This window comes from Streptomyces sp. MGP-P1 (assembly GCF_057766565.1).
Genome location: NZ_JBYMEM010000006.1, coordinates 578,152 through 600,865, shown reverse-complemented (window position 1 = coordinate 600,865; position 22,714 = coordinate 578,152). Strand labels below are relative to the sequence as shown.

Sequence of the window (22,714 nt, the reverse complement as noted above, 5' to 3'; positions counted from 1 at the left end):
AGAAGGTGAGAGCTGGTAGTGCGGGGGCGCCGAAGGGCTCCCGGGGTGCCGTCCGCGGCTCAGGCCGCCGGTGCCGCGACCTCGACGACGGCGTACTGGCCCTGTTTGACGAGGCTCAGTCCGTCCCGTGCGCTCTTCATCCAGTCGACGACGACGTACCGCCCCTGACGCAGCGGCAGTCGCAGGACCGTGGTGGAACCGGCGTGCACCGGCAGGCTCCCGACGCCCCGGTTCAGCTCGAACGGCGCCTGCGCGCCGGGGAACTGCCCGTGGTCGCCGAAGGAATCGAAGTAGGTCTTCAGGGCGCGGTCGGTGACCCCGTCGTCGAGGCGGAAGAAGATCGCCTCCGTGGTCTGCCCGGACGGCATGGCGTTGGTGAAACGCAGTGGCTTCCCCTCGGTGGCCGTGCCGCGGAGGGCGAAGCGGGGCACTCCGTCGGTCTGCCGGGCGGTGAGCGTCGCGGTGGGCCGGGGTTCCTCACCGCCCTCGGGTCCTTCGGCACGAAGGGTGTGCGGTGTCGCCGCCGGGTCGTCGAGGCGGGCGTAGTCGAACAGCCAGTAGGTGCCCGGAGCCAGTCGCCGCGTGAAGGAGGCGTCGAGACCGGGGTGGACGACCGTGCCGCCGAGCAGGTCGGCCGCGGCGTGCAGTTCGGCGGAGCCCGCGACGATGTCGGGGCCGTGGGTACTGACCGTACGCCGCAGCGCCGAGCGGAACGTCTCCCAGGCGACGCCCTGGTGCGGCCGGGCCAGTCCGATCCAGCCGCCGTCCGGGTCGGTGGTGGTGACGTCGAAGGTGACCCGGCCGGCCGCAGCGCGCTCCGGGGCGTCGAGCGCACCGCCCGGGGCGGTGGCGACCCGCAGCGTGCGGCCGTCCCTCGCGGCGGACCCGGCCGGGGCGAGGGTCGTGCGGTCGGCGGCGTCCACGGCCGGGGCCTGCGCCGTGCAGACGAGCAGTACGGCGGTGGTGAGCGCCGACCAGACGGCGAGCTGCGGTCTGCGGATCACGCGGGTACCTCCGCCGGTGTCGGCTCGCCGTCGGGCACGAAGAAGTCCACCAGCGGCGGGGGGAAGATCCCGGCCGCCGCCGCCGAGCGGGTGAAGCCCTCGCACAGCTCCGTCAGCAGGGCCACGCCCCGCGCGCCCAGGTGCTCGTACGGGGCCCGGTCCCTGCGGTCGGTCTCGTCCTCCAGAGCGGCGCGCAGTTCCTCGCCGCGTCCGGTGAGGGTGCCGTCCGCGGTCATGAGTCCGCGCCCGCGCAGCCGGTCCTCGGCCGCGCTCCAGTCCTCCTCGGTCCAGCCACGCTTGGCCCGCACCAGCTCGCCGGGCATTCCGGCGTCGCTCGCGCAGTGCGAGACGAGGGCCTCGAGACCGTCGAGCCCGGCGGAGGCGAGCGCGGCGGTGTGGCTGTCGCCCCGGTGTTCGCGCAGCAGGGTGGCCGCGTACCAGAGCGCCACGTGCGGCTCCCGCGGTACGGGCAGGTCGGCGAGGGCGGCGAACATCGGCCGGGCCTCGCGGCGGCCGGCGGCCGCGGCCGCCAGGGCGAGCCGGGCCGCCTCGCGCACCGGCTGCGCCGTGAGTGCCCCATCGCCCAGCGCCCGGCGGAGTGTGGCGTCGACGGCGCGCAGCCGCTCCTGCCAGGCCTGTGCGGGGGTTATGCGCTCCCAGACCTCGGGGAAGTGCCCTGCGACCATCTCGTGCTTGAAGCTGTAGAACAGGGCGGTGACGACGCCGGGCCCGGCCGTGCCGAGGGGCGCGGCCCGGCCCACGAGGTAGCCGCCGGTGTGGTCGGTGATGCCGTACCCGGCGAGGGCCTCGGGCAGGTCGGCGGTGAAGTAGACAGTGGAGTGCAGGCTGTTGAGGGCTTCCTGGCAGCGCCGCACGGCCTGCGCGGACGGTGGGTCGGGGGTGAGCATCGCGGTGGGCTCCTCGGAGGTCGTACGGGTGGGGGCGCGGGTCAGGAGAGTTCGGCCGGTGACACTCCCTCGGTCCACACCACGTGGAAGGTCCAGCGCGAGAAGCGCCACCCGTCGGGGGTGCGTACCGTCTCGCCCTCGTAGTAGCCCCCGATCTTGAACAGGGCCCCCGGGTCGACGGGGGCCCGCTCGCGGACGGCCTGCGGGTGGAGATGGACGGCGATCATCTGGAAGCGGACGTCGGCGCGGTCGCCGTCGAGTCCGATCAGATGGTTCGAGCTGAGGTGATGGGTGGCCGTGAAGTTCTGCTTGGCCCGGTGGTGGAACTCCGCCAGGCCGCTGAGGCCGCGGTGTCCGCCGATGGGGAAGTCGAGTCGGCAGTCCTCGGTGAAGAACGACCGCACCCAGGTGGCGTCGAATCCGTTCCTGTCCTGCTCGTCGAGGAGCACGGTGTAGCGGTCGACGAGATCCGAGATTGCCGCCCGGTCGGCCGGCGCGGACAGCTGCGTCAGCGGTCGTTCCGGCAGTTCGATGGGGTCGGTCGGTGTCGGCGTCATGGTTCTTTTCCTGCTCTCCGCCCGGGGTCTCCGCGTGCGGCTCGTGCTCTGTCGGCCGGCTCCGAAGACAGGGCACCGGATCCTGCAACAGAGCTTCTTCGGAGTGGGGCCGCGGTTCAACCGGCTTGTACGCGAATTGACATGGGATGCACCCGGCTCTGACGTACAGGGCCGAAAGGCGTCGTTGTGGCGTGGAAGACACCGGCCCCGCACCCGCACGGACGACTGCCGGACGTGGGCCGGGGCCGGTGGCGCTGACCGGGGTTACGGCCGGTGCCAGGTGCGCGGGCCGAGGAATCCCGAGCGGCGCTCGGGCCTGCGCCAGCCCGCGGTGTCCGGTTCGGGCCCGTCGGCGCCGGTGTCGTCGCCCGGGGCGGCCATGCGGGCGAGCAGCAGCGCTGTCACCGCGGCCAGTTCCTCGGGGCTCGGGCTGCCTTTCACCACGCGCAGCACGGGGTCGGTGTCGGACACGGTCTGCTGGTCGGGCACGGTCTGCTCCTCCTGTCCGAGGGCCGTCGCCGTAGGGGCGGGCCTGTTCACTGCGGCGGGTTGCCGTGCTTGCGGGTGGGAAGGTCGGCGTGTTTGGCGCGGAGCATGTCGAGTGAGCGGATCAGCACCGAGCGGGTCTCGCGCGGGTCGATGACGTCGTCGATCAGGCCGCGCTCGGCCGCGTAGTACGGGTGCATGAGCTCGTCCTTGTATTCGGCGATGCGCTGCTGCCGTACGGCGTCCGGGTCGTCGGCCGCGTTGATCTCGCGCCGGAACACGACGTTCGCGGCTCCTTCCGCACCCATCACGGCGATCTCGTTGGTGGGCCAGGCCAGGGCCAGGTCCGCGCCGATGGAGCGGGAGTCCATCACGATGTACGCGCCGCCGTAGGCCTTGCGCAGCACGAGCGAGACCCGCGGCACGGTCGCGTCGCAGTACGCGTAGAGGAGCTTGGCGCCGCGACGGATGATGCCGTTGTGCTCCTGGTCGACGCCCGGCAGGAAGCCGGGCACGTCGACCAGCGTGACGAGCGGGATGTTGAAGGCGTCGCAGAACTGCACGAACCGCGCGCCCTTCTCCGAGGCGTCGATGTCGAGGACGCCCGCCATGGCCGCGGGCTGGTTCGCGACGATGCCGACGACATGGCCGTCGAGGCGGGTCAGGGCGCACACGATGTTGGTGGCCCAGGAGGGGTGGACCTCGAAGAACTCCCCGTCGTCGACGATCTCTTCGATGACCTTGCGGATGTCGTACGCCTGTCCCGCACCGGCCGGCACGACGTCGAGCAGCGATTCGTTGAGCCGGTCGGCCGGGTCGCCGGAGCGCTCCACGGGCGCGAGCTCACGATTGTTGGCGGGCAGCAGGGACAGCAGGTAGCGCACGTCCTCGATGCAGGCCTCCTCGTCGTCGTACGCGAAGTGCGAGACGCCCGATGTCGCGGAGTGCACGTCGGCGCCGCCGAGGCCGTTCTGCGTGATCTCCTCGCCGGTGACCGCCTTGACGACGTCCGGTCCGGTGATGAACATCTGCGAGGTCTCGCGCACCATGAACACGAAGTCCGTGAGGGCGGGGCTGTAGGCGGCGCCGCCCGCGCACGGGCCGAGCATCACCGATATCTGCGGGATGACGCCCGAGCACCTGGTGTTGCGGCGGAAGATCCCGCCGTACCCCGCAAGGGCCGTGACGCCCTCCTGGATGCGGGCGCCCGCGCCGTCGTTCAGGGAGACCAGCGGGGCGCCCGCCGCCTCGGCCAGGTCCTGGATCTTGTGGATCTTCTGGGCGTGCGCCTCGCCGAGTGCCCCGCCGAAGATGCGGAAGTCATGGGCGTAGACGAAGACCGTGCGGCCGTGGACGCTCCCCCAGCCGGTGACGACGCCGTCGCTGTACGGCTTCTTGTGCTCCAGTCCGAAGCCGCTGGCGCGGTGCCGGCGCAGCGGCTCCACCTCGTTGAAGGAACCCTTGTCGAGGAGCAGGGAGATCCGCTCGTGCGCGGTCAGCTTCCCCTTGGCGTGCTGGCGTTCGGTGGCCGCCGGGTCGGGGCCGAGCCGTGCCGAGGCCTTGATGTCGGTGAGCTCGGCGATGCGGCCGAGGATCGTCTCGTCGCTGACGGGCATGGGTTCTCGTCCTCTCCGTGTTCAGGGGTCAGGCTGCTGCTGTGGAGGTGGTGAACGCGTCTTTGGTCAGGGCCAGTTGGCGCGCGGTGTCGGTGGCGTGGACGCGGGCGCCCGGTGTGATGCGCCGGATCAGCCCGCCGAGCGCACGGCCCGGTCCGACCTCGACGAACCGACCGGTGCCGGCCGCGCCGAGCGTGCGGACCGCCTCGGTCCAGCGCACCGGGCTCGTCAACTGGCTGCGCAGGGCGACGACGGCCTCGGCGGCGGTGGTGATCCGGGCGCCCGTGGTGCTGGACACGAGAGGCATGACCGGGTCCCGGAACGGGGTGGCGATGAGCGCCTCGGTGAACTCGGCCTCGATGCCGCGCAGCAGCCTGGAGTGGAAGGAGCCGCCCGCCTTCAGCGGCACCACCCGGCTCGCCCCGGCGGCCAGCGCCGCCGCGGTCGCCCGCGCCACGGCGGCCACCTCGCCGGAGATCACCGTCTGCCCCGGTCCGTTGTCGCCGCTGGCCTCGACGGTGCCGCCGGTGGCGGCGACCTCGGCACACAGCCGCACCACCTGCGCCCGGTCCAGGCCCAGGACCGCCGCGGTGGCACCGGGCACCCGGTCGTCGACCGTGGCCACGAGTTCGCCGCGCAGGCGGACGAGCGCCAGTGCGTCGGTCCACTCGAGGACGTCTGCGGCGACCAGGGCCGCGTACTCGCCCAGGCTGTGGCCTCCGACGATGTCGGGTTCGATGCCCAGGCCGCGCAGTACGTCCAGGGTGACCAGGCTGGTCAGCAGGACGGCGGGCTGCGATACGGCGGGGTCGTCCAGGTCACGTGCGGGCCCGTGACGGGCGATCCGGGACAGCGGGATGCCGAGGAGGTCGTCGGCGGTGCGGTAGTAGGCGTCGGCCAGATCGGGCCGCTGTGCGAGCAGGTGACTGCCCATGCCCACGTACTGTGCGCCCTGCCCGGGGAAGACGAATGCGGTGCCGGTCATCCTGTCACGTCCTTGTCTTCTTATCGTCAACGGCGTTCTCCTGCGGCGGTACCGGGAGGATGGGGGCACCCCCCGGCAGACGGCCCCGTGGGCGTCGCCCCGGCCGGGGCTCCGTCAGCAGGCGAGCACCGGTGCCTCCCGTACGGTCAGGTCGGTCGCGGCGGCCGGGGTGGTGAGCCAGTGTCCGGGCAGCCGGCGCAGGGTGACCGCGACGGGAGCGGGGCCCTTGACCGCGGCCGCGGCGGAGTGGGTCGGGTCGCAGCGGACGTCGACCAGGGTCCAGCCGTGCGGGTGGAGCCGGGCGTCGGCGCCGAGGTAGTCCTCGGTGGAGGGGCGGCTCAGGCCCGTGCCGATGCCCTTGAGGAAGGCTTCCTTGCGCGTCCAGATCTGGCCGAAGAGGGCCGTGCGCGCCGCGCCCCGCGACTCGGCGAGTTCGCCGCGTTCGCCGGGGTGCAGCGCCCGGCTGCAGATCTCGACCGTCTCCTCGCGGGGCAGCTTCTCCACGTCCACGCCGACCGGTACGGCGGCCACGCCGACCATGGCGAGCCCGCCGCTGTGCGACAGGGAGAAGTGCAGCGAAGGCGGCGCGACAGCCGGTCTGCCGTGCGCGCCGCCGCACCCGGGGCAGGGCTCGCGGACGAACCGTACGTCCCGCGGCGGGGTGCCGGTGTAGCGCCCGAGCAGCCGGCGCAGGGCGACATGGGCGGCGGCGTACAGCAGGCCGTCGGCCGGGCGGACGAACGAGGCGGCCCGGTGCCGCTCCGCGGGGTCGAGTTCCGAGGTGTCGAGCAGGGCCGCGTCCGGTCCTTCGGGGCTGCGGATGAGCCACAGGTCGACCCGCCCCTCGGCGACGGTGAACTCCTCGTCGCCCGGGGCGGTACGGGGCAGGGCGGTGACCGCGCCGCTCACGGCCGGCTCGCACGGTGGCGGTGCGCTCACCGCGCAGTGAGCTCTGGTCATGCCGGTACCGCCGACCCGTGGCACCGTGGAGTGCGGGCGCCGCCGAACTGGCCGGCCAGGCAGTCGATCAGTTCGGCCGCGCTGTTCGCGAGGAGCAGCATCTGCAGGTTCAGCTCGACGCGCAGGGCGGCCTCCATCCGGTACTGGAGTTCGAGTCCGGCGATCGAGCCGATCCCCAGGCTGTTCATCGGCCTGCCCGTGGTGTCGACGAGGTGCGGGGCGATGCCCAGGACCCGGCCGAGCTCCTGGCGTACGTAGGTGTCGAGCATCCTGGTGCGCTCGTCGGGCGGAGCCGCGGCCAGGGCCACGAGATCGGGCACGCCCACTTCGGCGCCGGCCGGGCGGGCGGGCCCGGCGTAGGAGGTCGTTGTCATGGTCTTCCCCGGGTCGGTTCGGAGGGGCGGGTGGCGGAGGGCGGTTCGTCGGCTGGGTCTCGGGCCGGGTCCGTGGTCCGGCTCGGCAGGAGGCCGCGGAGCGCGACGGCCAGGCCGGCCAGTGCGACGGCCGTGACCAGTGCGAGGGCGGGCCCGCGACCCGCCGGGTACAGCGCGGCGCAGAGCACGGTCGTCAGGGCCGCGGCGAGTTGGACCGCGGTCTGGTAGAAGCTGCCCGCGGTCGCCCGCAGCCGCTCCGGCACCGAGCTGGTGGCCTGCACGTGGAAGGCGGTGAAAGCGAGGACGAACGCGGCCCCGACGAGCAGCATCGTGGGCAGCACGTCGGTGGCGTACCGGACGGCGGTGCCCTCGCGCGGGTAGAGCAGACAGCCGAGCGACGCCGCCGCGGCGCCCGCCGCGATCAGCCGGGCGGGCCCGAACCGGGTGACGTACCGCCCCGAGTGGAGGGCGGTGAGGGCGAGCGGTGCGGCGGCCGGCAGGAAGGCGAGGCCGGTCTGCCAGGGGCCGTAGTCGGCCTGCTGCTGGAGGTGCAGGGTGCTCACGAGGAGCAGCCCCAGGTAGGACCCGTTGAGGGCGCCGGCGCCGAGCGCGGAGCGCAGCAGGGTCTTTTGGCCCACGAGTTCCCTCGGCAGCAGGGGCTGGTCCGCGGTGCGTTCGACGCGTACGAAGAGCAGGGCGAGCAGGGCCGCGAGCAGCAGCACGCCGAGGGTGAGCGGGTGGTCCCAGCCGAATTCGGGGCCCGCCGCGATCCCGGCCACGGTGAGCAGCGTCGCCGAGGTGAGACTGAGGGCGCCCAGGGCGTCGTACCGGCGGGGGGCCTTCGGGTCCGGGGCGTCCCTCGGGATCAGCCGCAGCGCGAAGGCGAACAGGAGCAGGGCGATCGGGGCCGGGAAGGCGAAGGTCCAACGCCAGCTCACTTCGGTGAGGGCTCCGGACAGGAGCAGCCCCAGCGAGAATCCGCTGGCGCCGAAGAGGGAGTAGACGGACAGGGCGCGGCTGCGGGCGGGGCCTTCGGGGAAGGCGGAGGCGATGATGGCGAGGCCGGTGGGCGCGGTGAGCGCGGCGCAGAAGCCTTTCACGAACCGGGTGGCGACGAGCAGCGCCGTGTGGTCGGCGAGCGCGCCGACGAGTGAGGCGGTGGCGAAGACGAGCAGCGCCGCCAGGTAGACGGGGCGTCGGCCGAGGATGGCCACGAGCCGGCCGCCGAAGAGCAGCAGTGCCCCGAATCCGGCGGCGAACCCGGAGACCACCCAGTGGAGCTGGTGCGGGGCGAGTCCCAGGTCGTCGCCGATGGCGGGCAGCGCCACCAGGGCGACGGACACCTCCAGGGCGTCGAGGAGCATGTTCGCGGCGAGGACGAACAGCAGGCCCCACAGGGCGGGGCTCCACCGCCCGTCGGCCCCGTCGGGTCCGTCGGCCCGCGGTGTCGTCGAAGGTCTCATGATCCCGTTTCCCTCTGGGAGGCGGATGGCGTTACGGACAGGGAAGAGGCCGGCCGCGAGCCGTGGGGCTCGCGGCCGGCCGTACCGACGCACGGGGGATGTCGCGCCGGTGGTCGGGGGCGGGTCAGCCGAGCAGGGTGCCGCCGGTGGCGTCGACGAAGGAGCCGGTGATCCAGCGGGCTTCGTCGGTGGCGAGGAAGGCCACCACGTCCGCGACGTCCTCCGGTTCGCCGACGCGGTTGAAGGCGGACAGCTGCGCCATCTGCTCCACCGCCTCGGGGATGCCGAAGACGGGGTTGTCGTTGCGGGTGATGCCGGGGGCCACGGAGTTGACGGTGATGTTCCGGGGGCCCAGGTGCTTCGCGAAGTGCAGGGCGAGCTGGTCGACGGCGCCCTTCGTCATGGCGTACGCGATCTCGTCCGGGTTGGCGACCCGGGTGAGGCCGGAGGTGATGTTGATGATGCGGCCGCCGTCGGGCATGTTCTTCAGCGCGCGCTGGATGAGGAAGAACGGCGCCTTGGCGTTGACCGCGAAGAGTTCGTCGAACTTCTCCGGGGTGGTGTCCTCGGGCTTGACGCCGCCCATGACACCGGCGTTGTTGACGAGGATGTCCAGGTCGGTGGAGCCGGTGCGCTCGCGCAGGCCGTTCTCGAGGCCGAGGAACAGCTCGTGCACGTCGCCCGGGACGCCGAGTTCGGCGCGGACGGTGAAGGCCCGGCCGCCGTCCTTCTCGATCTCGGCGACGACGTCGTCGGCCGCGTCCTTGCGCGCGGTGTAGTGGACGGCGACGAGTGCGCCCTCCCGGGCCAGGCGTATCGCGGCCGCCCGGCCCATGCCCCTGCTGGAGCCGGTGACCAGCGCGGTCTTGCTCGTGAGCCTGTTCATGTGTGTTCTCCACTTCTTCGCCGTCGCTGTGGCCGACGAGTTGTTGTTCGCCCTCGCCGCGGTCGCCAGTGCCGCCGGGGCGGGGCGGGTGGCCACCGCCGCGGCAGTGGGCGCTTCGAACCAGCGGCGCAGCGCCTGTTCCAGGTCCGTGCCGGGGGAATCGGCCCAGACGACGTGTCCGTCGGGCCGGACCAGGAGGGCCCCGGTGTCCGGTGTCTCGCCGCCGGTGCACGAGCCGGCGGTGACGGTGCGCACCAGGTCCGCCCAGGGTGCGGCGGCGCGGCGCAGTTCCTCGTGCCGGGCCTGGTGCCGGGGGTCGTCGCCGGGCAGCAGGAGCAGGACGCCGCGCCCGGGGCGCAGGGCCGCCGTGCTGGTGACGGCGCCCTCGTCGGTGGTGAGCTGCCAGTGCGGCAACCGGCGACCGAGCAGGGGGTGTTCGCCGGGTCCGACGTCGTAGCGGACGTCGAGGCCGGAGATCGCCCCGGCCAGGTGGCTCCGTACGTTCTCGCTGCCCGCGATCAGTTCGGCGAGGACCTGCCGGACCGGCTCGACCTCGGCGGAGCCGAGCAGCAGCAGGGCCTGGGTCCTGATGTTGCTGAGGACTTTCTGGCCGACGGCGTGCCGTTCGCCGTGGTAGCTGTCGAGCAGTCCGTCCGGACCCCGCCCCGCCACCTGCGCGGCGAGTTTCCAGCCGAGGTTGACGGCGTCCTGCAGCCCGAGGTTGAGGGCCTGGCCGCCGATCGGCATCTGCTGGTGGGCCGCGTCACCGGCGAGGAGGAACCGGTGGTCGCGGTAGCTGTCGGCCTGCCGGGAGGCGTCACCGAAGGAGTTCACCCACAACGGGGTGCCGCCGGAGATGTCGTCCCCGGTGACGCGCTTGTAGGTGTCGACGACGTCCCCGAACACGGGCCGGCCACCACGCGGCACGGCGCCGAACTCGTGCACCATCACCCGGGTCACTCCGTCAGGACGGCGGGCGGCGATGGCGAGTCCGCCGTCGCGCCGCTCGAAGCGCCGGTTGGGTATGTCGATGCCCGCCACGTCGGCGCGCAGCAGTTCACGTGCGGCGTCGGCGCCGGGGAAGCCGAAGCCGCCCAGGCGCCGTACGACGCTGTTCTCGCCGTCGCAGCCGACGACGTACTTGGCGCGGAAGAACTCCGTCGTCCCCTCCGCGGTGCACACCTCGGCCTCGGCGTAGTCCCCGGTCGCGGTCAGCGCGGTCACTTCGTGGCCGCGTCTGATGTCCGCGCCGAGGTCCTTCGCCCACTGTGCGAGCAGCTCCTCGATGCGGGTCTGCTGGACCTTCCACTGGCCCGCGTAGGGGCTGGGAAGGGTCAGGTCGAGGGGGATGCCACCGAAGTGGCCCATCGGCTCGTTCGGTATGTCGCCGAGCGGCGCGAGCAGGCCACGGCTGTGGAGGATCTCCATGGTGCGGGCGTGCAGGGTGGAGGCCCGCGACTCGGTGGTCGGCGCGGTGAGCTGTTCGAGGACCACCACGTCCGCGCCGGCGAGCCGGAGCTCGCCGGCGAGGAACAGCCCGACGGGGCCCGCGCCGACCACGACCACCTGGGTCTCGGTGTAGTCCCCGGTCATGTCAGGCCCGTGCTTCCGCGTAGTCCTTGGCGTGGCCGAGGGTGGCCCGGCTGTTGGTGGACAGCGCGCCCTGCACGTACTTCTTGGCGTCCTCGACGGTCGCGTCGGCGCCGAGGATCCGGGCCACGTTCGCGGTGTTGATGGTGACGGTGTGCTGCGAGGAGGCGGCGACGCCCGCGTCGTCCTCGGCGAACGTCCAGTAGCCGGTGTGCAGGGTCATGAGTGCCGGCAGGGTCACCTGCTTGTAGGCGATCTTCTCGTGCGGGAAGGTCACCCGGTACGACTTGGTGGTGTGCGTCGAGCCGTCCTTGGCGCGGGTGTCCATCTCCAGCTCCTGGAGTCCCGGGGAGGGCTCCTCGAAGCGGACGGTGGCGACGTGCGGCAGCCGCTCGGGCCAGGCCTGCGCCTCGTTGACGAAGTCGAAGAGGTCCTTGGCCGAGCCGTTGACGCGGATGGTGTCCTCGAAGGAGAACGTGAGGTCCTCGGCCGCGTGCGCTGCCTCCACGTTCTCCTTCAGCGCGGCCAGTTCGGAGCGGGAGTTGCGGTCGACGGCCTCGTCGATCCACGTCAGGTTCTCCGGGTCCTCGTCGATGGCCCGGTAGTCGTGCAGGAGCCGGACGCGCGACTCGCTGTCGGAGACGGGCTCGATGATCCACGTACCGCCCATGGCGGCGACCGGGGGTGCGGAGACCTCCTGCCGGAACGTGATCCGCAGCCGCTCGGGGTCGAGGGTGCGGCGCGACGTCCAGGTTTTGGCCTCGCCGTTGGCGGTGGCCCAGATGTGGATGCGCTCGGTGTTCTCGCCCTGCGCCTCGCGCTGGACGTAGATGGTCGGCGGGAAGATCCGCGGCCAGTTCTGCACCTCTGCGATCAGCCGGTACACGGCGGCGGCGGGGGCCGTGACCGTTATCTCGTGCTCCACCTCGCGCAGGCCGGACTGCGACATGCTGTGCTCCTTGGTCTCAGGGGTCGAATGGGGGTGGGCCGGGCCGAACAGGCTTGTTCTGCGCGGCCGTTCGGATCAGAAGTTGCCGAGTCCACCGCAGACGTTGAGGGCCTGCGAGGTGATGGAGGCCGCGGTGTCCGAGGCGAGGTAGCCGACCAGGCCCGCGACTTCCTCGGGGGTCGAGTAGCGGCCCAGCGGGATCTTCGCCTGGAACTTCTCCAGGATCGCCTCCTCGGTGGCGTCGTACGCGGCGGCGTATCCCTGGCGGACCCGCTGCGCCATCGGCGTCTCGACGTAGCCGGGGCAGACCGCGTTGACGGTGATGCCGGTGGGGGCCAGCTCGTTGCCGAGGGCCTTGGTGAAGCCGACGACGCCGTGCTTGGACGCCGAGTAGGGGGCGCCGAGGACGACGCCCTGCTTGCCGGCGGTGGAGGCGATGTTGATGATGCGGCCGCGGCTCTTGTGGCGGAGGCCGCCGGTGGTGAGCACCTCGCGGGTCAGCCGGAAGACGCTGTTGAGGTTGGTCTCGATGACGTCGTCCCACAGCTCGTCGGTGATGTCCGCGGTGACTCCGCCACCGCTGCGGCCGGCGTTGTTGACCAGCACGTCGACGGTGCCGAAGCGGTCGACGGCGGCCTGGACGAAGGCGCGGGCGTCGTCCGTGGAACGCACGTCGAGGGTGCTGCCGTCGACGTCGAGGCCCTCGCTCTGGAGCTGCTTGACGGTCTCGGCGACGTTCTCGGCGTTGCGCGCGCCGATGAACACGTGGTGGTTCTGCGTGGCCAGGAGCCTGGCGACGGCGAGTCCGATCCCACTGGTGCCGCCTGTGACCAGGGCGACTCTCTTGTCCTGCTGCGACATGTCTGTGTTCTCCATCAACAGAAGGGGCTTGGCGTGCGGGGCCGCCTCAGCGGCCCCGGTGAAGAGGTGGTGCGGGGCCCGGTGGCGGGCCCTCGACCGGGCGTCAGGAGGCGATGGGGGCCTTGAGGTGGCCGTTGATGGCGTCCACGAGCGTCCTCGGTGTGCGGTTGTCGGTGAAGACGTCGTCGTCGAGGGACACGCCGTACTCGCGCTCTATTCGGCCACCGGTCTCCAGGAGCGCCAGGGACTCGTAGCCCAGCTCCTCGAAGTCGGTGTCGAGGATGTCGCCGTGGAGGTCGACGCCCTCCTCCGCGCCGGCGCCCTCGAGGAGGATGCGCTTGAGGTCCGCGATGGTGAATTCCTTGTTGGACATACGGGTCCCTTTCTGGGTGTCCGCACCCGTGTGGGTGCGAGGAGGTGGGGTACGCCGCCGGGGAGCTGGCGGGGCTGACAAGGGTGGTCAGTCGACCGCGCGGACGACGACGGCGGAGTTGAAGCCGCCGACGCCGCGGGCGAGCACCAGGGCGGTGCGCACCGACGCGGTACGCGGCTGGCCGGTGACCAGGTCGAGGTCGTACTCGGGCGACAGCTCGACGTTGGTGGTCGGCGGGATCAGGCCCTCGCGGATCGCCAGGACGGCGGCGACCACATCGACGGGGCGGCGCCGGAGTAGAGGCGGCCGATCATCGTCTTGGGGGCGGTGACCGGGACCCGGGACGGGCCGAAGACCGCGGTGATCGCGTCGGCCTCCTGGCGGTCCAGGTCCGGGCTGCCCGCGGCGTCGGCGAAGACCACGTCGACGTCGGCGGCCGTGACACCGGCGTCGGCGAGGGCGACCTCGATGGCGTGCCGCAGGCCCGGTTCACGGCCGCTGCCGGGCTTCGGGTCGAAGGTCGAGCCGTAGCCCGCGACCTCGCCGTAGATCTTCTCGGCACCGCGTTCGCGGGCGGTGCGCTCGTCCTCCAGGATCAGCAGTGCGCCGCCCTCGCCCGGCACGTAGCCGTTCGCGGCCCGGTCGAAGGGCAGATAGGCGCACTCGGGCCGGTCGCTGTGGGAGAGCCGGCCACCGGCGATCTGCGCGACCCAGCCCCAGGGGCAGATCGAGGCGTCGAAGCCGCCGGAGAAGATCAGCTTGCTGCCCTTGCGGATCTGGCGGCGTGCCTGGGCGATGGCGTCGAGGCCGCCGGCGTGGTCGCTGACGACGACACCGCTGGGGCCCTTCATGCCGTTGCGGATGGAGATCTGCCCGCTGTTGACGGCGTAGAACCAGGCGAAGGACTGGTACGCGCTGACATACCGGCTGCCCTGGCTCCACAGCTTCTTCAGCTCGTTCTGGCCGAACTCGAAGCCGCCCGAGGTGGACGCGGTGACGACGCCCATGTCGTACGCGGGGATGTTGCCCAGCTCGACTCCCGCGTCCTCGAAGGCGCAGTCGGCGGCGACCAGGGCGAGCTGCGTCATCCGGTCGGTCTGCGGGATCAGCCGGCTGGGCAGGTGGTCCTTGGCCTCGAAGCCGCGGATCTCCCCCGCGAGCTGGGCCGGGTACGAGGACGGGTCGAAGTGGGTGACCCGGCCGATGGCGTTCTTGCCGACCCTGGTGGCGGCCCAGAACTCCTCCACGCCGAGCCCGTTGGGCGTCGCCACACCGATGCCGGTGATGACTGTCCTGGTGCTCATGCCGCGTTCCTCTCGGGTCGGGCGAGGACCATCGCGCTCTGGAATCCGCCGAAGCCGCTGCCGACGGTCAGGACCGCGTCGGTGCGCTGTTCGCGTGCGGTGAGCGGCACATAGTCGAGATCGCATTCGGGGTCGGGGGTGTGCAGGTTGGCAGTGGGCGGCACCACGTGGTTCTTCATCGCGAGGACGGACGCGGCGATCTCGATGGAGCCGATGGCGCCGAGCGAGTGGCCCACCATGGACTTGATGGAGCTGACCGGGGTGCGGTACGCGTGGTCGCCGAGGCTCAGCTTGAACGCGGCGGTCTCGTGCCGGTCGTTCTGCTTGGTTCCGGAGCCGTGCGCGTTGATGTAGTCGATCCGGTCCGGGTTCATCCGGGCCTCGCCGAGGGCGACGTCGATGGCCTCGGACATCTCCCGGCCGTCGGGGCGCAGCCCGGTCATGTGGAAGGCGTTGCAGCGCGAGGCGTATCCGGCGATCTCCGCGTAGATGTGCGCGCCGCGCCTCTTGGCGCTCTCCAGCTCTTCGAGTACGAAGACGGCGCTGCCCTCTCCGAGCACGAAGCCGTTGCGGGTGCCGTCGAAGGGCCGCGACGCGTGCGCGGCGTCGTCGTTGCGCGGCGTGGTGGCCTTGATCGCGTCGAAGCAGGCCATGGTGATCGGCGAGATCGGCGCGTCCGTCGCGCCGGTGACCATCACGTCGGCGGTGCCCTCGCGGATCAGCTCGGTGGCATGGCCGACCGAGTCGAGCCCGGACGTGCAGCCGGTGGAGACCACGGTGGCCGGCCCCTCGGCTCCGACCGCCCACGCCACCTCGGCCGAGAAGGAGCTCGGGACGAAGTAGTTGTACAGGTGCCGCGGGGCGTAGGCGTGGTCGACCAGGTCGAGCCTGCCGCCGTCACTGACCACGCGGTACTCGTCGTCGAGGCCGGTGGTGGCGCCGACGGCGCTGCCGATGGTGACGCCGGTGCGGCGCGGGTCGAAGCCGGCGAGGTCGAGTCCGCTGTCGGCGAGCGCCTCGCGTGCGGTGACCACGGCGAACTGGGCGGCGCGGTCCATGCGGCGGATCTCCTGCGGAGTCAGCCCGTGCAGTTCGGGGTCGAAGTCGGCTTCGGCCGCGACCCTGGATCGGAACGAGGAGGGGTCGAAGAAGGTGATCCCCCTGGTCGCCGTGCGTCCTTCGCTCAGCAGACTCCAGAAGTTCTTGGCGCCGATGCCTCCTGGCGCGAGCACTCCCACTCCTGTGATCACTACCCGACGGCTCACTGGCGGTGGCCTCCCATCATGTCGGCGGACGACGGCTTCACCGTGTGCCCGTCCAGTCGTAGAAGCGCTTGGCCATCGCGTCGGCCGGTGAACGCCAGGTCGTGGGGTCGTACGCCTCGATGAAGGGCTTGAGGTCCTCGCTGATCCGTACGAACCGCGGATCGGTCTTGGCCTCCTCGATCAGCTCGCCGCCGTTGTCGCCGTCGAAGTCCTGCAGGTGGAAGTACAGGCCGTTGTACGAGAACAGCTGACGGCGCCGGGTGCCCATGCGGTGCGGCATCTCCGTCCGGTCGAAGTCGCCGAACAGATCGGCGACCTGGGCGCTGGACTCCACATCCATCCGCGCCACGATCAGGGTGCTGTGCATGTCTTCTCTCTTCCTCGGGTGAGCGGGCGCCCGTGGCCGGGCGGTCCCGGGACCGGCGGCCCGGGGTTCAGCGGGCGGACACGGGGCTGTACAGGCGGATGAAGTCCGCCACCCCGTCGGCGATCAGTGCGTCGGTCTCGAAGTCCGGCAGCGGCAGCGCGCCGTGGAACGAGCGCTGCACGACCGGAGCCGCGACCAGTTGGATGAACCGCCCGGCGGCGTGGCCGACGTCGGTGATGTCGAGCAGCCCCTGGTCGGCGACGGCCCCCAGGCGGCGGGCCAGCTCCCGCTGGGCCTGGCGCGGTCCGGCGTTCTGCCACATCTCGAGCACCCCGGCGGGCAGCCGGGCGGCCTCGGCGCTGATGTGCCGCACGATCGCGAAGTGCTCGGCGAACGAGGTCAGCGGCATCAGCCAGCCACGGCCGAGGGCTGCGAGGTCCTGTGCCAGGTCGGTGATCTCGCCGAGGTGCTCCTCGGCGACGACGGTCAGCGCGGCCGCGACGGAGGCGGAACTGTCGAGCAGGACCGAGAGCAGCAGCTGCTCCTTGTCCTTGAAGTAGTGCCCGACGGTGTCCGGTCCGAGGCCGGCTTCGCCGGCGACGGCGTCGATGGTGGTGTGCGTCCAGCCCTCGCGGGCGAAGACGGAACGGGCGGCGCGTACGACGTCCTGGCGCTCCTCCGCCGGGCCTGCCTTGCCCCACGCGATCGTTGCCTGCGGTGTGCCCATGCGTGTTCCTCCCGTTGACGTGCTGTTCGGCCCTTCGGCCTGCGGTCCCGGCCCGTCGGCGTACTGCCCGGGCGGCGTTCTCCGTGCTGTGGTGCGGCGGTGCGGCTCGGCTATACGAAGCGGCCGAACCGGTGGTGTGTCAGCCGGTGAGCGGTGCGCCGAACCAGCGCTCCAGCGCCATCGGCAGATCGTGGTGGCTGCCGGGCGCGGCCCAGGCGACATACCCGTCGGGGCGGATCAGCACGGCCGTCGTGTCCCGCAGCCCACTGGTCGCGGAGACCTCGCCGGGCTCCGCGGTGACGATGTCGACCCGGTCGGACCAGGCCGCGGCCCGAGCCCGCAGGCGCGGGTTGTCCGCGAGGTCGAGGAGCACGCCGCGAGCGGTGTGCAGCAGCTCCGTGCTGCTCGTCTCGCGGGTCGCGGTGGTGAGTGCCAGGCCGGGCATCCGCTTGCCCAGCAGCGGATGGCTGCCGGTGCCGACGTCGTAGGTGATCTCCAGGCCGCTCACCATGCCCGCGAGGTGCCGTGCGACCTCGCCGTACTGGATGAGTTCGGTGAGCACGTCGCGCAGCGGCTGCACCTCGGGACCGCTCAGGAACAGCAGGCCCTGCGCCCGGGTGTTCATCAGGAGTCGCTTGCCGACCACGTACCGCTCGCTGTGGTACGAGTCCAGGAGTTCCTCGGTGGCGGTCCCGTTGACGACGGCGCCCAGTTTCCAGCCGAGGTTGACCGCGTCCTGGATGCTGGTGTTCATGCCCTGTCCGCCGGCCGGCAGATGGATGTGGGCCGAGTCGCCCGCCAGGATGACCCGGCCTCGGCGGTACTCGGTGACCTGCCGGGTCGCGTCGCCGAAGGCGCTGACCCAGACGGGTTCGGCGTGCGCGATGTCGTCGCCGGTGAGCCGCTTCCAGGCGTCGGCGACCTCGTGCCAGCTCGGGGGTGTCTCGCGGCGCTGCGGCGGGGTGCCGCGCTCGCAGACGATGATGCGGGTGATGCCGCCGGGCAGCGGGCCGACCATGACCATGCCGCCGGGGAGCGTCTCACCGATCATGCGGGGCTGGAGTTCTATGCCCTTGATGTCGGCCAGGTACATCTCCATCGTGGCGGCGGTGCCGGGGAAGTCGAAGCCCGCGGCCTTGCGGACCGCGCTGCGTCCGCCGTCGCAGCCGACCAGGTAAGCGGCGCGCAGCGTGTGTTCGCCCTTCGGGCCGCGCACCTGGACCGACACGCCGGCGCCGTCGTCGGTCAGCGACAGCACCTCGTGGCCACGCCGGATGTCGGCGCCCAGGCCGGTCGCCCACTGTTCCAGGTGGGTCTCGGTCACCGACTGGGGCACGGTCTTCGCGGCCTGCAAGGCGCCTTCCAGGACACCGAAGTCGATCGGGAGTCCGCCGAAGTGGCCCTGGTTGCTGGTTTCGACCTCGCCGAATCTGGGCAGGATGCCCCGCTGGTCGAATACCTCCATCGTGCGTGCGGTGAAGCCGAGCCCTCTGGACTCACCCGTACGCTCCACGAGGCGTTCCAGGACGACGACTTCGACTCCCGCGAGCCGCAGCTCGCCCGCCAGCATCATTCCGGCGGGGCCCGCGCCCACGACAATCACGGCAGCGTCCATGTACCTCTCCTTGGCGTCTGGAGGATTACTTCAAGGGGTGATGTATGAGTCCGCCGGGCACGTGAATGCCGGGCGCCCCGTGCAGCTCAAGACAGAACTGCGGAAGCTAGTAAGGAGCTTCTTCGGCCGGGGAGAGAAAGACAAGGGCTCCATGGTCATGTCTGCGTGAGGTTCCGTCAGACTGCTGCGCGAATGGAAGGCGCAGTCCAAGGGACCTACAGAGATATGCAAAGTCGGCCCTCGGAAAGGGCTTTCCGTCAGATTTTCGGCAGCATCCGATGCGATCCTCATGAGGAGGTCAGAAGCTCCACAGAACATGCATTTCCGGTTGCTTCCGATGATGCACACAATTACGTTTCTGTACCTGTAATCCACGATGAGCCGGGGGAGTTGCGGTGAGCCAGGGAAAGATCCGTACGGCCATGACGACCAAGAAAGCGCGCAGGTGCGCGGGCGCGGGCTGCCGGCGCCGGGAGGCCGCGGGGCAGGCCGTGCGGCTCGCGGTGTCCGGCACGGTGCTGTGCCTGCCGTGCCGGGAGCGGCTGGCGCGGGAGCTGCGACGGCTGCCCGCGCTGTTCGAGGAGTGCGCGCGGCGGCTCGACATCAGCGCGGACCGCGGGCAGGACCGGGTCTCGGGCGGTTCGCTGCCGGGGCTGCCGCTCAACACCGCCGCCGTGGAGGCGCGTTCCGCGATCCTCTCGGTGCTCTCCTCCTGGTCGGCCGCGGTGGCCCAGGAGCGCGGGGTCGCCGCACCGCCGCGGGTGGTCGCGCGGCTCGCCGGGTTCCTGCTGCGGCACGCCGAGTGGCTGGCCGCGCACACGGCCGCGGGCGAACTGTCGTGCGAGGTGGCCCAGTTGGCGCGCGGCGCCGCGCGGGTGATCGGCCCGGGGCCGGACCGGCGGTTCACCATCGGCGCCTGTGTGGAGGACGGCTGTCCCGGCAGGCTCACCGCGACGGTCCGTCCGGATCAGCCCGGCGTCCCGGCCGAGATCAGCTGTGACGTCTCCGCCGAGCACCGTTGGTTCGGGCACCAGTGGCTGCAGCTGAGCCGTCGGCTCGGCGCGCGCAGGGACCTCGCCGTGGCGGGCGACGGCACCGCGGCCGAGACTGCCGAGACGTCCACGGACGGGCTCCCGGCGGCCCCCGAGGCGGCACGGACCCGCTGGTTCAGCGCGGCCGACGTCTCCCGGCTGTGGAACATCCCGTCGGGCTCGGTCTACCGCCACGCGAGCCAGCAGCAATGGCGACGTCGCACCAGCCAGGGCCGTACGTACTACTGCGACACCGACGTCCACAAGACGCTCAGCGCCCTGCGCCGCACCGCCTGATCATTCTCGCACCCCGGCCGGTCCCAGGAATATGTTCCCCCGCTTTCCATGAGCTTCTCCACAGAGTTGCTCACGGATATTTCCCTGGGCGCCAAGATGATCCTCCAAATGAAGGGGATTCGGTGCTTCCATTTCCCTTCCGGGCGACCGTAAAGGGTATGCAAAGAATGACGACGGGCCCGCGTCACCATCATGGATTTGATCGTCCACGATGCTGAAGCGGGCCCGTTACGTGTTTTCGCGGCTTTTTGGGCGTACGTGTCGGACGTCAGTCCTTGATTTCGCAGATGGCGGCGCCGGAGGTGAGGGAGTTGCCGACCTCCGCGCTGAGGCCCTTGACGGTGCCGGACTTGTGGGCGTTGAGGGGCTGTTCCATCTTCATGGCTTCCAGTACGACGACGAGATCGCCCTTGTCGACCTCCTGGCCCTCCTCGACGGCGACCTTGACGATGGTGCCCTGCATCGGGGACGCCAGGGTGTCACCGGAGGCGGCCGGCCCGGACTTCCTCGCCGCCCGCCGCTTCGGCCTCGCGCCCGCGGCCAGACCCGTACGCGCCAGGCTCATGCCCAGCGACGACGGCAGCGAGACCTCCAGACGCTTGCCGCCGACCTCGACGAGGACCGTCTCACGCCCGGCCTCCTCCTCGCCCTCGACGGGAGTGGCGGCGAAGGGCTCGATCTCGTTGACGAACTCCGTCTCGATCCAGCGCGTGTGGATCCTGAACGGCTGCCGACTGCCGGCCGGTCCGGATCCGAACGCCGGGTCGGCCACCACGGCCCGGTGGAACGGGATGGCCGTCGCCATCCCCTCGACCCTGAACTCCGCCAGCGCCCGCGCCGCCCGCTCCAACGCCTGCTGACGCGTAGCACCCGTCACGATCAGCTTCGCGAGCAGCGAGTCCCAGGCCGGACCGATGACCGAGCCGGACTCGACGCCCGCGTCCAGGCGCACACCCGGTCCCGTCGGCGGCGCGAACAGCGTCACCGTGCCCGGCGCGGGCAGGAAGCCGCGGCCCGGGTCCTCGCCGTTGATACGGAACTCGAAGCTGTGCCCGCGGATCTCCGGGTCGCCGTAGCCGAGTTCCTCGCCGTCGGCGATCCGGAACATCTCCCGCACCAGGTCGATACCGGTGACCTCTTCGGTAACCGGGTGCTCCACCTGCAGACGCGTGTTGACCTCCAGGAACGAGATCGTCCCGTCCGGGCCGACCAGGAACTCCACCGTGCCCGCACCGACATAACCGGCCTCCTTCAGGATGGCCTTCGACGCCCGGTACAGCTCCGCGGTCTGCTCCGCCGACAGGAACGGCGCCGGGGCCTCCTCGACCAGCTTCTGGTGGCGGCGCTGCAGCGAGCAGTCACGCGTGGAGACCACGACGACGTTGCCGTGCCGGTCGGCCAGGCACTGCGTCTCCACATGGCGCGGCTTGTCCAGGTACCGCTCCACGAAGCACTCACCACGACCGAACGCCGCGATCGCCTCACGCACCGCCGAGTCGTACAGTTCCGGCACCTCTTCGAGCGTGCGCGCCACCTTCAACCCGCGGCCACCGCCGCCGAAAGCCGCCTTGATCGCGATCGGCAGACCATGCTCCCCGGCGAACGCCACCACCTCGTCCGCACCCGACACCGGATTCGGCGTACCCGCCACCAGCGGCGCACCCGCGCGCTGCGCGATGTGCCGCGCGGCGACCTTGTCACCCAGATCCCGGATCGCCTGCGGCGGCGGACCGATCCAGATCAGGCCCGCGTCGAGCACCGTCTGGGCGAACTCCGCGTTCTCGGAGAGAAACCCGTACCCCGGGTGGACCGCGTCCGCACCCGAGTCCGTCGCCGCGGCGAGCACCTTGGCCATGTCCAGATAGCTGGAGGCCGGAGTGTCACCGCCCAGGGCGAACGCCTCGTCCGCCGCGCGGACATGCAGGGCGTCCCGGTCCGGATCCGCGTAGACGGCCACACTCGCGATACCGGCGTCCCGGCACGCCCGGGCCACACGGACAGCGATTTCGCCACGGTTGGCGATGAGCACCTTGCGCACGTTCTCCCCACTCTCCTGACAGTCCGAATACTTCGCATCACCCTCGCCGCGGTCCACCTCGAAGGCCTACGCCTCCGTACCGGCGTGGGTCGACTCAGCGGGTCGAAGCGGATGTTGACGGCCCTCGGGCCTCCGCCCGCTCCGCGTACCACTCGCGCAGGAGCGACAGGTCCGTCTCCGCCGCCGCACCCGGCACCGCACATCCCAGATCCCTCCAGATCTGCGTGCTGTCGAACCAGTGGTCGGTGGCCACCATGTCCAGGGCGTACGAGGCCTCCCGGTCCTCGCGCAACCAGGCGCGGGCCCGTGCCGGGGAGATCTCCGGACCCGCGGGGCCGAGCCCCGCGAAGTCGGCCACGGCGCGCAGCAGTCGCGACGCCGGGACCGGGTCGGGTAGCGCCGCGTGGTAGACGGACGCCGACAGGCGCTCGCGCGGGGCGAGCCCCACCCCGGCCAGCAGCGCGGCCAGCCCGGTCACGGGGATGACGGAGAGCCTGGCGTTCCAGCCCGACGTCCCGCCGGGCAGGGCCCGCAACAGCCGGGTGAGCCCGGGAACGACCCAGTCGTCGCCACGGCCGTAGACGAGATACGGGCGCAGCACGAAGCCCCCGGCAGCCAGTACGGCGTCCTCGGCCAGCGCCCGCGTCCGTGATGTGGACGACCGCGGCCTGCGTTCGAGGCCCCCGGGAAGTACGCCGCTGAAGGTGCCGCGGCCGTACACGGACGCGGTACTGAGGTAGACGATGCGGGAGACCCCGGCGCGCTGCGCCTCGGCCACCAGGGCGGCGGTCCCCCGGGCGTTGACGGTGTCGTTCTCCTCGGGCGTCCCTCCGATCCGGGAGGCACAGTGCAGCAGTACGTCCACCCCCTCGCACACGCCGCGCAGCGAGTGCGGGTGCGCGAGATCGGCCCGTACGAACCGCACCGGGCCCGAGCTCGGGCGGTCCGGCGTACGGCGGTGGGACATCAGGGCCAGGTCCGCGCCCTGCCGGGCGGCTGCGGCGGCGGCATGGCGGCCTGCGAATCCGGCCGCTCCGGCGATCATCACGGTCGGCACC

At 71.7% G+C, this 22,714-nt stretch carries 20 protein-coding genes and 1 pseudogene; 1 reads left to right on the top strand and 20 read right to left on the bottom strand.

Annotated features, from left to right (window positions below; all coding sequences use genetic code 11):
* Nucleotides 1–59: 59 nt before the first annotated feature.
* The 18 genes and pseudogenes from AC3CH1_RS18455 to AC3CH1_RS18370 all read right to left on the bottom strand — a co-directional run bounded on the left by AC3CH1_RS18455 (nt 60) and on the right by AC3CH1_RS18370 (nt 18,290).
* Nucleotides 60–1,004 carry a hypothetical protein gene (locus tag AC3CH1_RS18455; RefSeq protein ID WP_488463938.1) on the bottom strand — a complete coding sequence of 315 codons (945 nt, stop codon included), beginning with the start codon at nt 1,002–1,004 and terminating at the stop codon, nt 60–62.
* A complete protein-coding gene (locus AC3CH1_RS18450) occupies nt 1,001–1,912 on the bottom strand; it encodes an SCO6745 family protein (protein ID WP_488463937.1) in 912 nt (303 codons plus the stop codon). Before AC3CH1_RS18450 ends, AC3CH1_RS18455 begins: the two co-directional genes overlap by 4 nt.
* A gap of 41 nt (nt 1,913–1,953) precedes the next feature.
* Nucleotides 1,954–2,469: a nuclear transport factor 2 family protein gene (locus AC3CH1_RS18445; RefSeq protein WP_488463936.1), complete on the bottom strand. Its 516-nt coding sequence runs from the start codon at nt 2,467–2,469 to the stop codon at nt 1,954–1,956.
* Nucleotides 2,470–2,733: 264 nt separating this feature from the next.
* On the bottom strand, nt 2,734–2,958 hold the full coding sequence (locus AC3CH1_RS18440) for an acyl-CoA carboxylase subunit epsilon (protein ID WP_488463935.1): 225 nt from the start codon (nt 2,956–2,958) through the stop codon (nt 2,734–2,736).
* Between the two features lie 47 nt (nt 2,959–3,005).
* A complete protein-coding gene (locus AC3CH1_RS18435) occupies nt 3,006–4,571 on the bottom strand; it encodes an acyl-CoA carboxylase subunit beta (protein WP_488463934.1) in 1,566 nt (521 codons plus the stop codon).
* Between the two features lie 28 nt (nt 4,572–4,599).
* On the bottom strand, nt 4,600–5,556 hold the full coding sequence (locus AC3CH1_RS18430) for an ACP S-malonyltransferase (RefSeq protein ID WP_488463933.1): 957 nt from the start codon (nt 5,554–5,556) through the stop codon (nt 4,600–4,602).
* A gap of 114 nt (nt 5,557–5,670) precedes the next feature.
* On the bottom strand, nt 5,671–6,516 hold the full coding sequence (locus AC3CH1_RS18425) for a 4'-phosphopantetheinyl transferase family protein (protein WP_488463932.1): 846 nt from the start codon (nt 6,514–6,516) through the stop codon (nt 5,671–5,673).
* The gene (locus tag AC3CH1_RS18420; protein WP_488463931.1) at nt 6,513–6,890 is read right to left on the bottom strand and encodes an acyl carrier protein; all 378 of its coding nucleotides are present in this window, start codon (nt 6,888–6,890) and stop codon (nt 6,513–6,515) included. The genes AC3CH1_RS18425 and AC3CH1_RS18420 overlap by 4 nt, the downstream gene beginning before the upstream one ends.
* Entirely contained in the window at nt 6,887–8,353 is a 1,467-nt protein-coding gene (locus AC3CH1_RS18415) for an MFS transporter (RefSeq protein WP_488463930.1), read from the bottom strand. Before AC3CH1_RS18415 ends, AC3CH1_RS18420 begins: the two co-directional genes overlap by 4 nt.
* A 124-nt stretch (nt 8,354–8,477) precedes the next feature.
* Nucleotides 8,478–10,832 (bottom strand): SDR family oxidoreductase, encoded by a 2,355-nt coding sequence (locus tag AC3CH1_RS18410; protein WP_488463929.1) that lies wholly within the window; start codon nt 10,830–10,832, stop codon nt 8,478–8,480.
* Between the two features lies 1 nt (nt 10,833).
* On the bottom strand, nt 10,834–11,778 hold the full coding sequence (locus tag AC3CH1_RS18405; protein WP_488463928.1) for an aromatase/cyclase: 945 nt from the start codon (nt 11,776–11,778) through the stop codon (nt 10,834–10,836).
* Nucleotides 11,779–11,853: 75 nt separating this feature from the next.
* Entirely contained in the window at nt 11,854–12,639 is a 786-nt protein-coding gene (gene fabG / locus AC3CH1_RS18400; RefSeq protein ID WP_488463927.1) for a 3-oxoacyl-ACP reductase FabG, read from the bottom strand.
* Between the two features lie 103 nt (nt 12,640–12,742).
* A complete protein-coding gene (locus AC3CH1_RS18395) occupies nt 12,743–13,012 on the bottom strand; it encodes an acyl carrier protein (RefSeq protein WP_488463926.1) in 270 nt (89 codons plus the stop codon).
* 87 nt (nt 13,013–13,099) lie between these two features.
* A pseudogene (locus AC3CH1_RS18390) lies at nt 13,100–14,316 on the bottom strand (ketosynthase chain-length factor).
* Nucleotides 14,313–15,581: a beta-ketoacyl-[acyl-carrier-protein] synthase family protein gene (locus AC3CH1_RS18385; protein ID WP_488463925.1), complete on the bottom strand. Its 1,269-nt coding sequence runs from the start codon at nt 15,579–15,581 to the stop codon at nt 14,313–14,315. The pseudogene AC3CH1_RS18390 and the gene AC3CH1_RS18385 overlap by 4 nt, the downstream one beginning before the upstream one ends.
* 37 nt (nt 15,582–15,618) lie before the next feature.
* Nucleotides 15,619–15,948 carry a TcmI family type II polyketide cyclase gene (locus AC3CH1_RS18380; RefSeq protein WP_488463924.1) on the bottom strand — a complete coding sequence of 110 codons (330 nt, stop codon included), beginning with the start codon at nt 15,946–15,948 and terminating at the stop codon, nt 15,619–15,621.
* Between the two features lie 67 nt (nt 15,949–16,015).
* The gene (locus AC3CH1_RS18375) at nt 16,016–16,675 is read right to left on the bottom strand and encodes a TetR/AcrR family transcriptional regulator (protein WP_488463923.1); all 660 of its coding nucleotides are present in this window, start codon (nt 16,673–16,675) and stop codon (nt 16,016–16,018) included.
* Nucleotides 16,676–16,814: 139 nt separating this feature from the next.
* Entirely contained in the window at nt 16,815–18,290 is a 1,476-nt protein-coding gene (locus AC3CH1_RS18370; protein WP_488463922.1) for an FAD-dependent monooxygenase, read from the bottom strand.
* A 422-nt stretch (nt 18,291–18,712) separates the two neighbouring features.
* On the opposite strand from AC3CH1_RS18370, the gene AC3CH1_RS18365 reads away from it, so the two are divergent.
* A complete protein-coding gene (locus AC3CH1_RS18365; RefSeq protein ID WP_488463921.1) occupies nt 18,713–19,618 on the top strand; it encodes a hypothetical protein in 906 nt (301 codons plus the stop codon).
* A 268-nt stretch (nt 19,619–19,886) separates the two neighbouring features.
* On the opposite strand, the gene AC3CH1_RS18360 is transcribed toward AC3CH1_RS18365, so the two are convergent.
* Complete coding sequence (locus AC3CH1_RS18360) at nt 19,887–21,656, bottom strand: acetyl/propionyl/methylcrotonyl-CoA carboxylase subunit alpha (RefSeq protein ID WP_488463920.1); 1,770 nt, start codon at nt 21,654–21,656, stop codon at nt 19,887–19,889.
* A gap of 94 nt (nt 21,657–21,750) precedes the next feature.
* Nucleotides 21,751–22,713 (bottom strand): NAD-dependent epimerase/dehydratase family protein, encoded by a 963-nt coding sequence (locus AC3CH1_RS18355; RefSeq protein ID WP_488463919.1) that lies wholly within the window; start codon nt 22,711–22,713, stop codon nt 21,751–21,753.
* Between the last annotated feature and the right edge of the window lies 1 nt (nt 22,714).

Bases quoted from the DNA above. Each gene is read 5' to 3' on its own strand.
- AC3CH1_RS18450 (WP_488463937.1), bottom strand. From the start codon at position 1,912: ATGCTCACCCCCGACCCACCGTCCGCGCAGGCCGTGCGGCGCTGCCAG.
- AC3CH1_RS18445 (WP_488463936.1), bottom strand. From the start codon at position 2,469: ATGACGCCGACACCGACCGACCCCATCGAACTGCCGGAACGACCGCTG.
- AC3CH1_RS18435 (WP_488463934.1), bottom strand. From the start codon at position 4,571: ATGCCCGTCAGCGACGAGACGATCCTCGGCCGCATCGCCGAGCTCACC.
- AC3CH1_RS18430 (WP_488463933.1), bottom strand. From the start codon at position 5,556: ATGACCGGCACCGCATTCGTCTTCCCCGGGCAGGGCGCACAGTACGTG.
- AC3CH1_RS18425 (WP_488463932.1), bottom strand. From the start codon at position 6,516: ATGACCAGAGCTCACTGCGCGGTGAGCGCACCGCCACCGTGCGAGCCG.
- AC3CH1_RS18420 (WP_488463931.1), bottom strand. From the start codon at position 6,890: ATGACAACGACCTCCTACGCCGGGCCCGCCCGCCCGGCCGGCGCCGAA.
- AC3CH1_RS18415 (WP_488463930.1), bottom strand. From the start codon at position 8,353: ATGAGACCTTCGACGACACCGCGGGCCGACGGACCCGACGGGGCCGAC.
- AC3CH1_RS18410 (WP_488463929.1), bottom strand. From the start codon at position 10,832: ATGACCGGGGACTACACCGAGACCCAGGTGGTCGTGGTCGGCGCGGGC.
- AC3CH1_RS18405 (WP_488463928.1), bottom strand. From the start codon at position 11,778: ATGTCGCAGTCCGGCCTGCGCGAGGTGGAGCACGAGATAACGGTCACG.
- fabG (WP_488463927.1), bottom strand. From the start codon at position 12,639: ATGTCGCAGCAGGACAAGAGAGTCGCCCTGGTCACAGGCGGCACCAGT.
- AC3CH1_RS18395 (WP_488463926.1), bottom strand. From the start codon at position 13,012: ATGTCCAACAAGGAATTCACCATCGCGGACCTCAAGCGCATCCTCCTC.
- AC3CH1_RS18380 (WP_488463924.1), bottom strand. From the start codon at position 15,948: ATGCACAGCACCCTGATCGTGGCGCGGATGGATGTGGAGTCCAGCGCC.
- AC3CH1_RS18375 (WP_488463923.1), bottom strand. From the start codon at position 16,675: ATGGGCACACCGCAGGCAACGATCGCGTGGGGCAAGGCAGGCCCGGCG.
- AC3CH1_RS18370 (WP_488463922.1), bottom strand. From the start codon at position 18,290: ATGGACGCTGCCGTGATTGTCGTGGGCGCGGGCCCCGCCGGAATGATG.
- AC3CH1_RS18365 (WP_488463921.1), top strand. From the start codon at position 18,713: ATGACGACCAAGAAAGCGCGCAGGTGCGCGGGCGCGGGCTGCCGGCGC.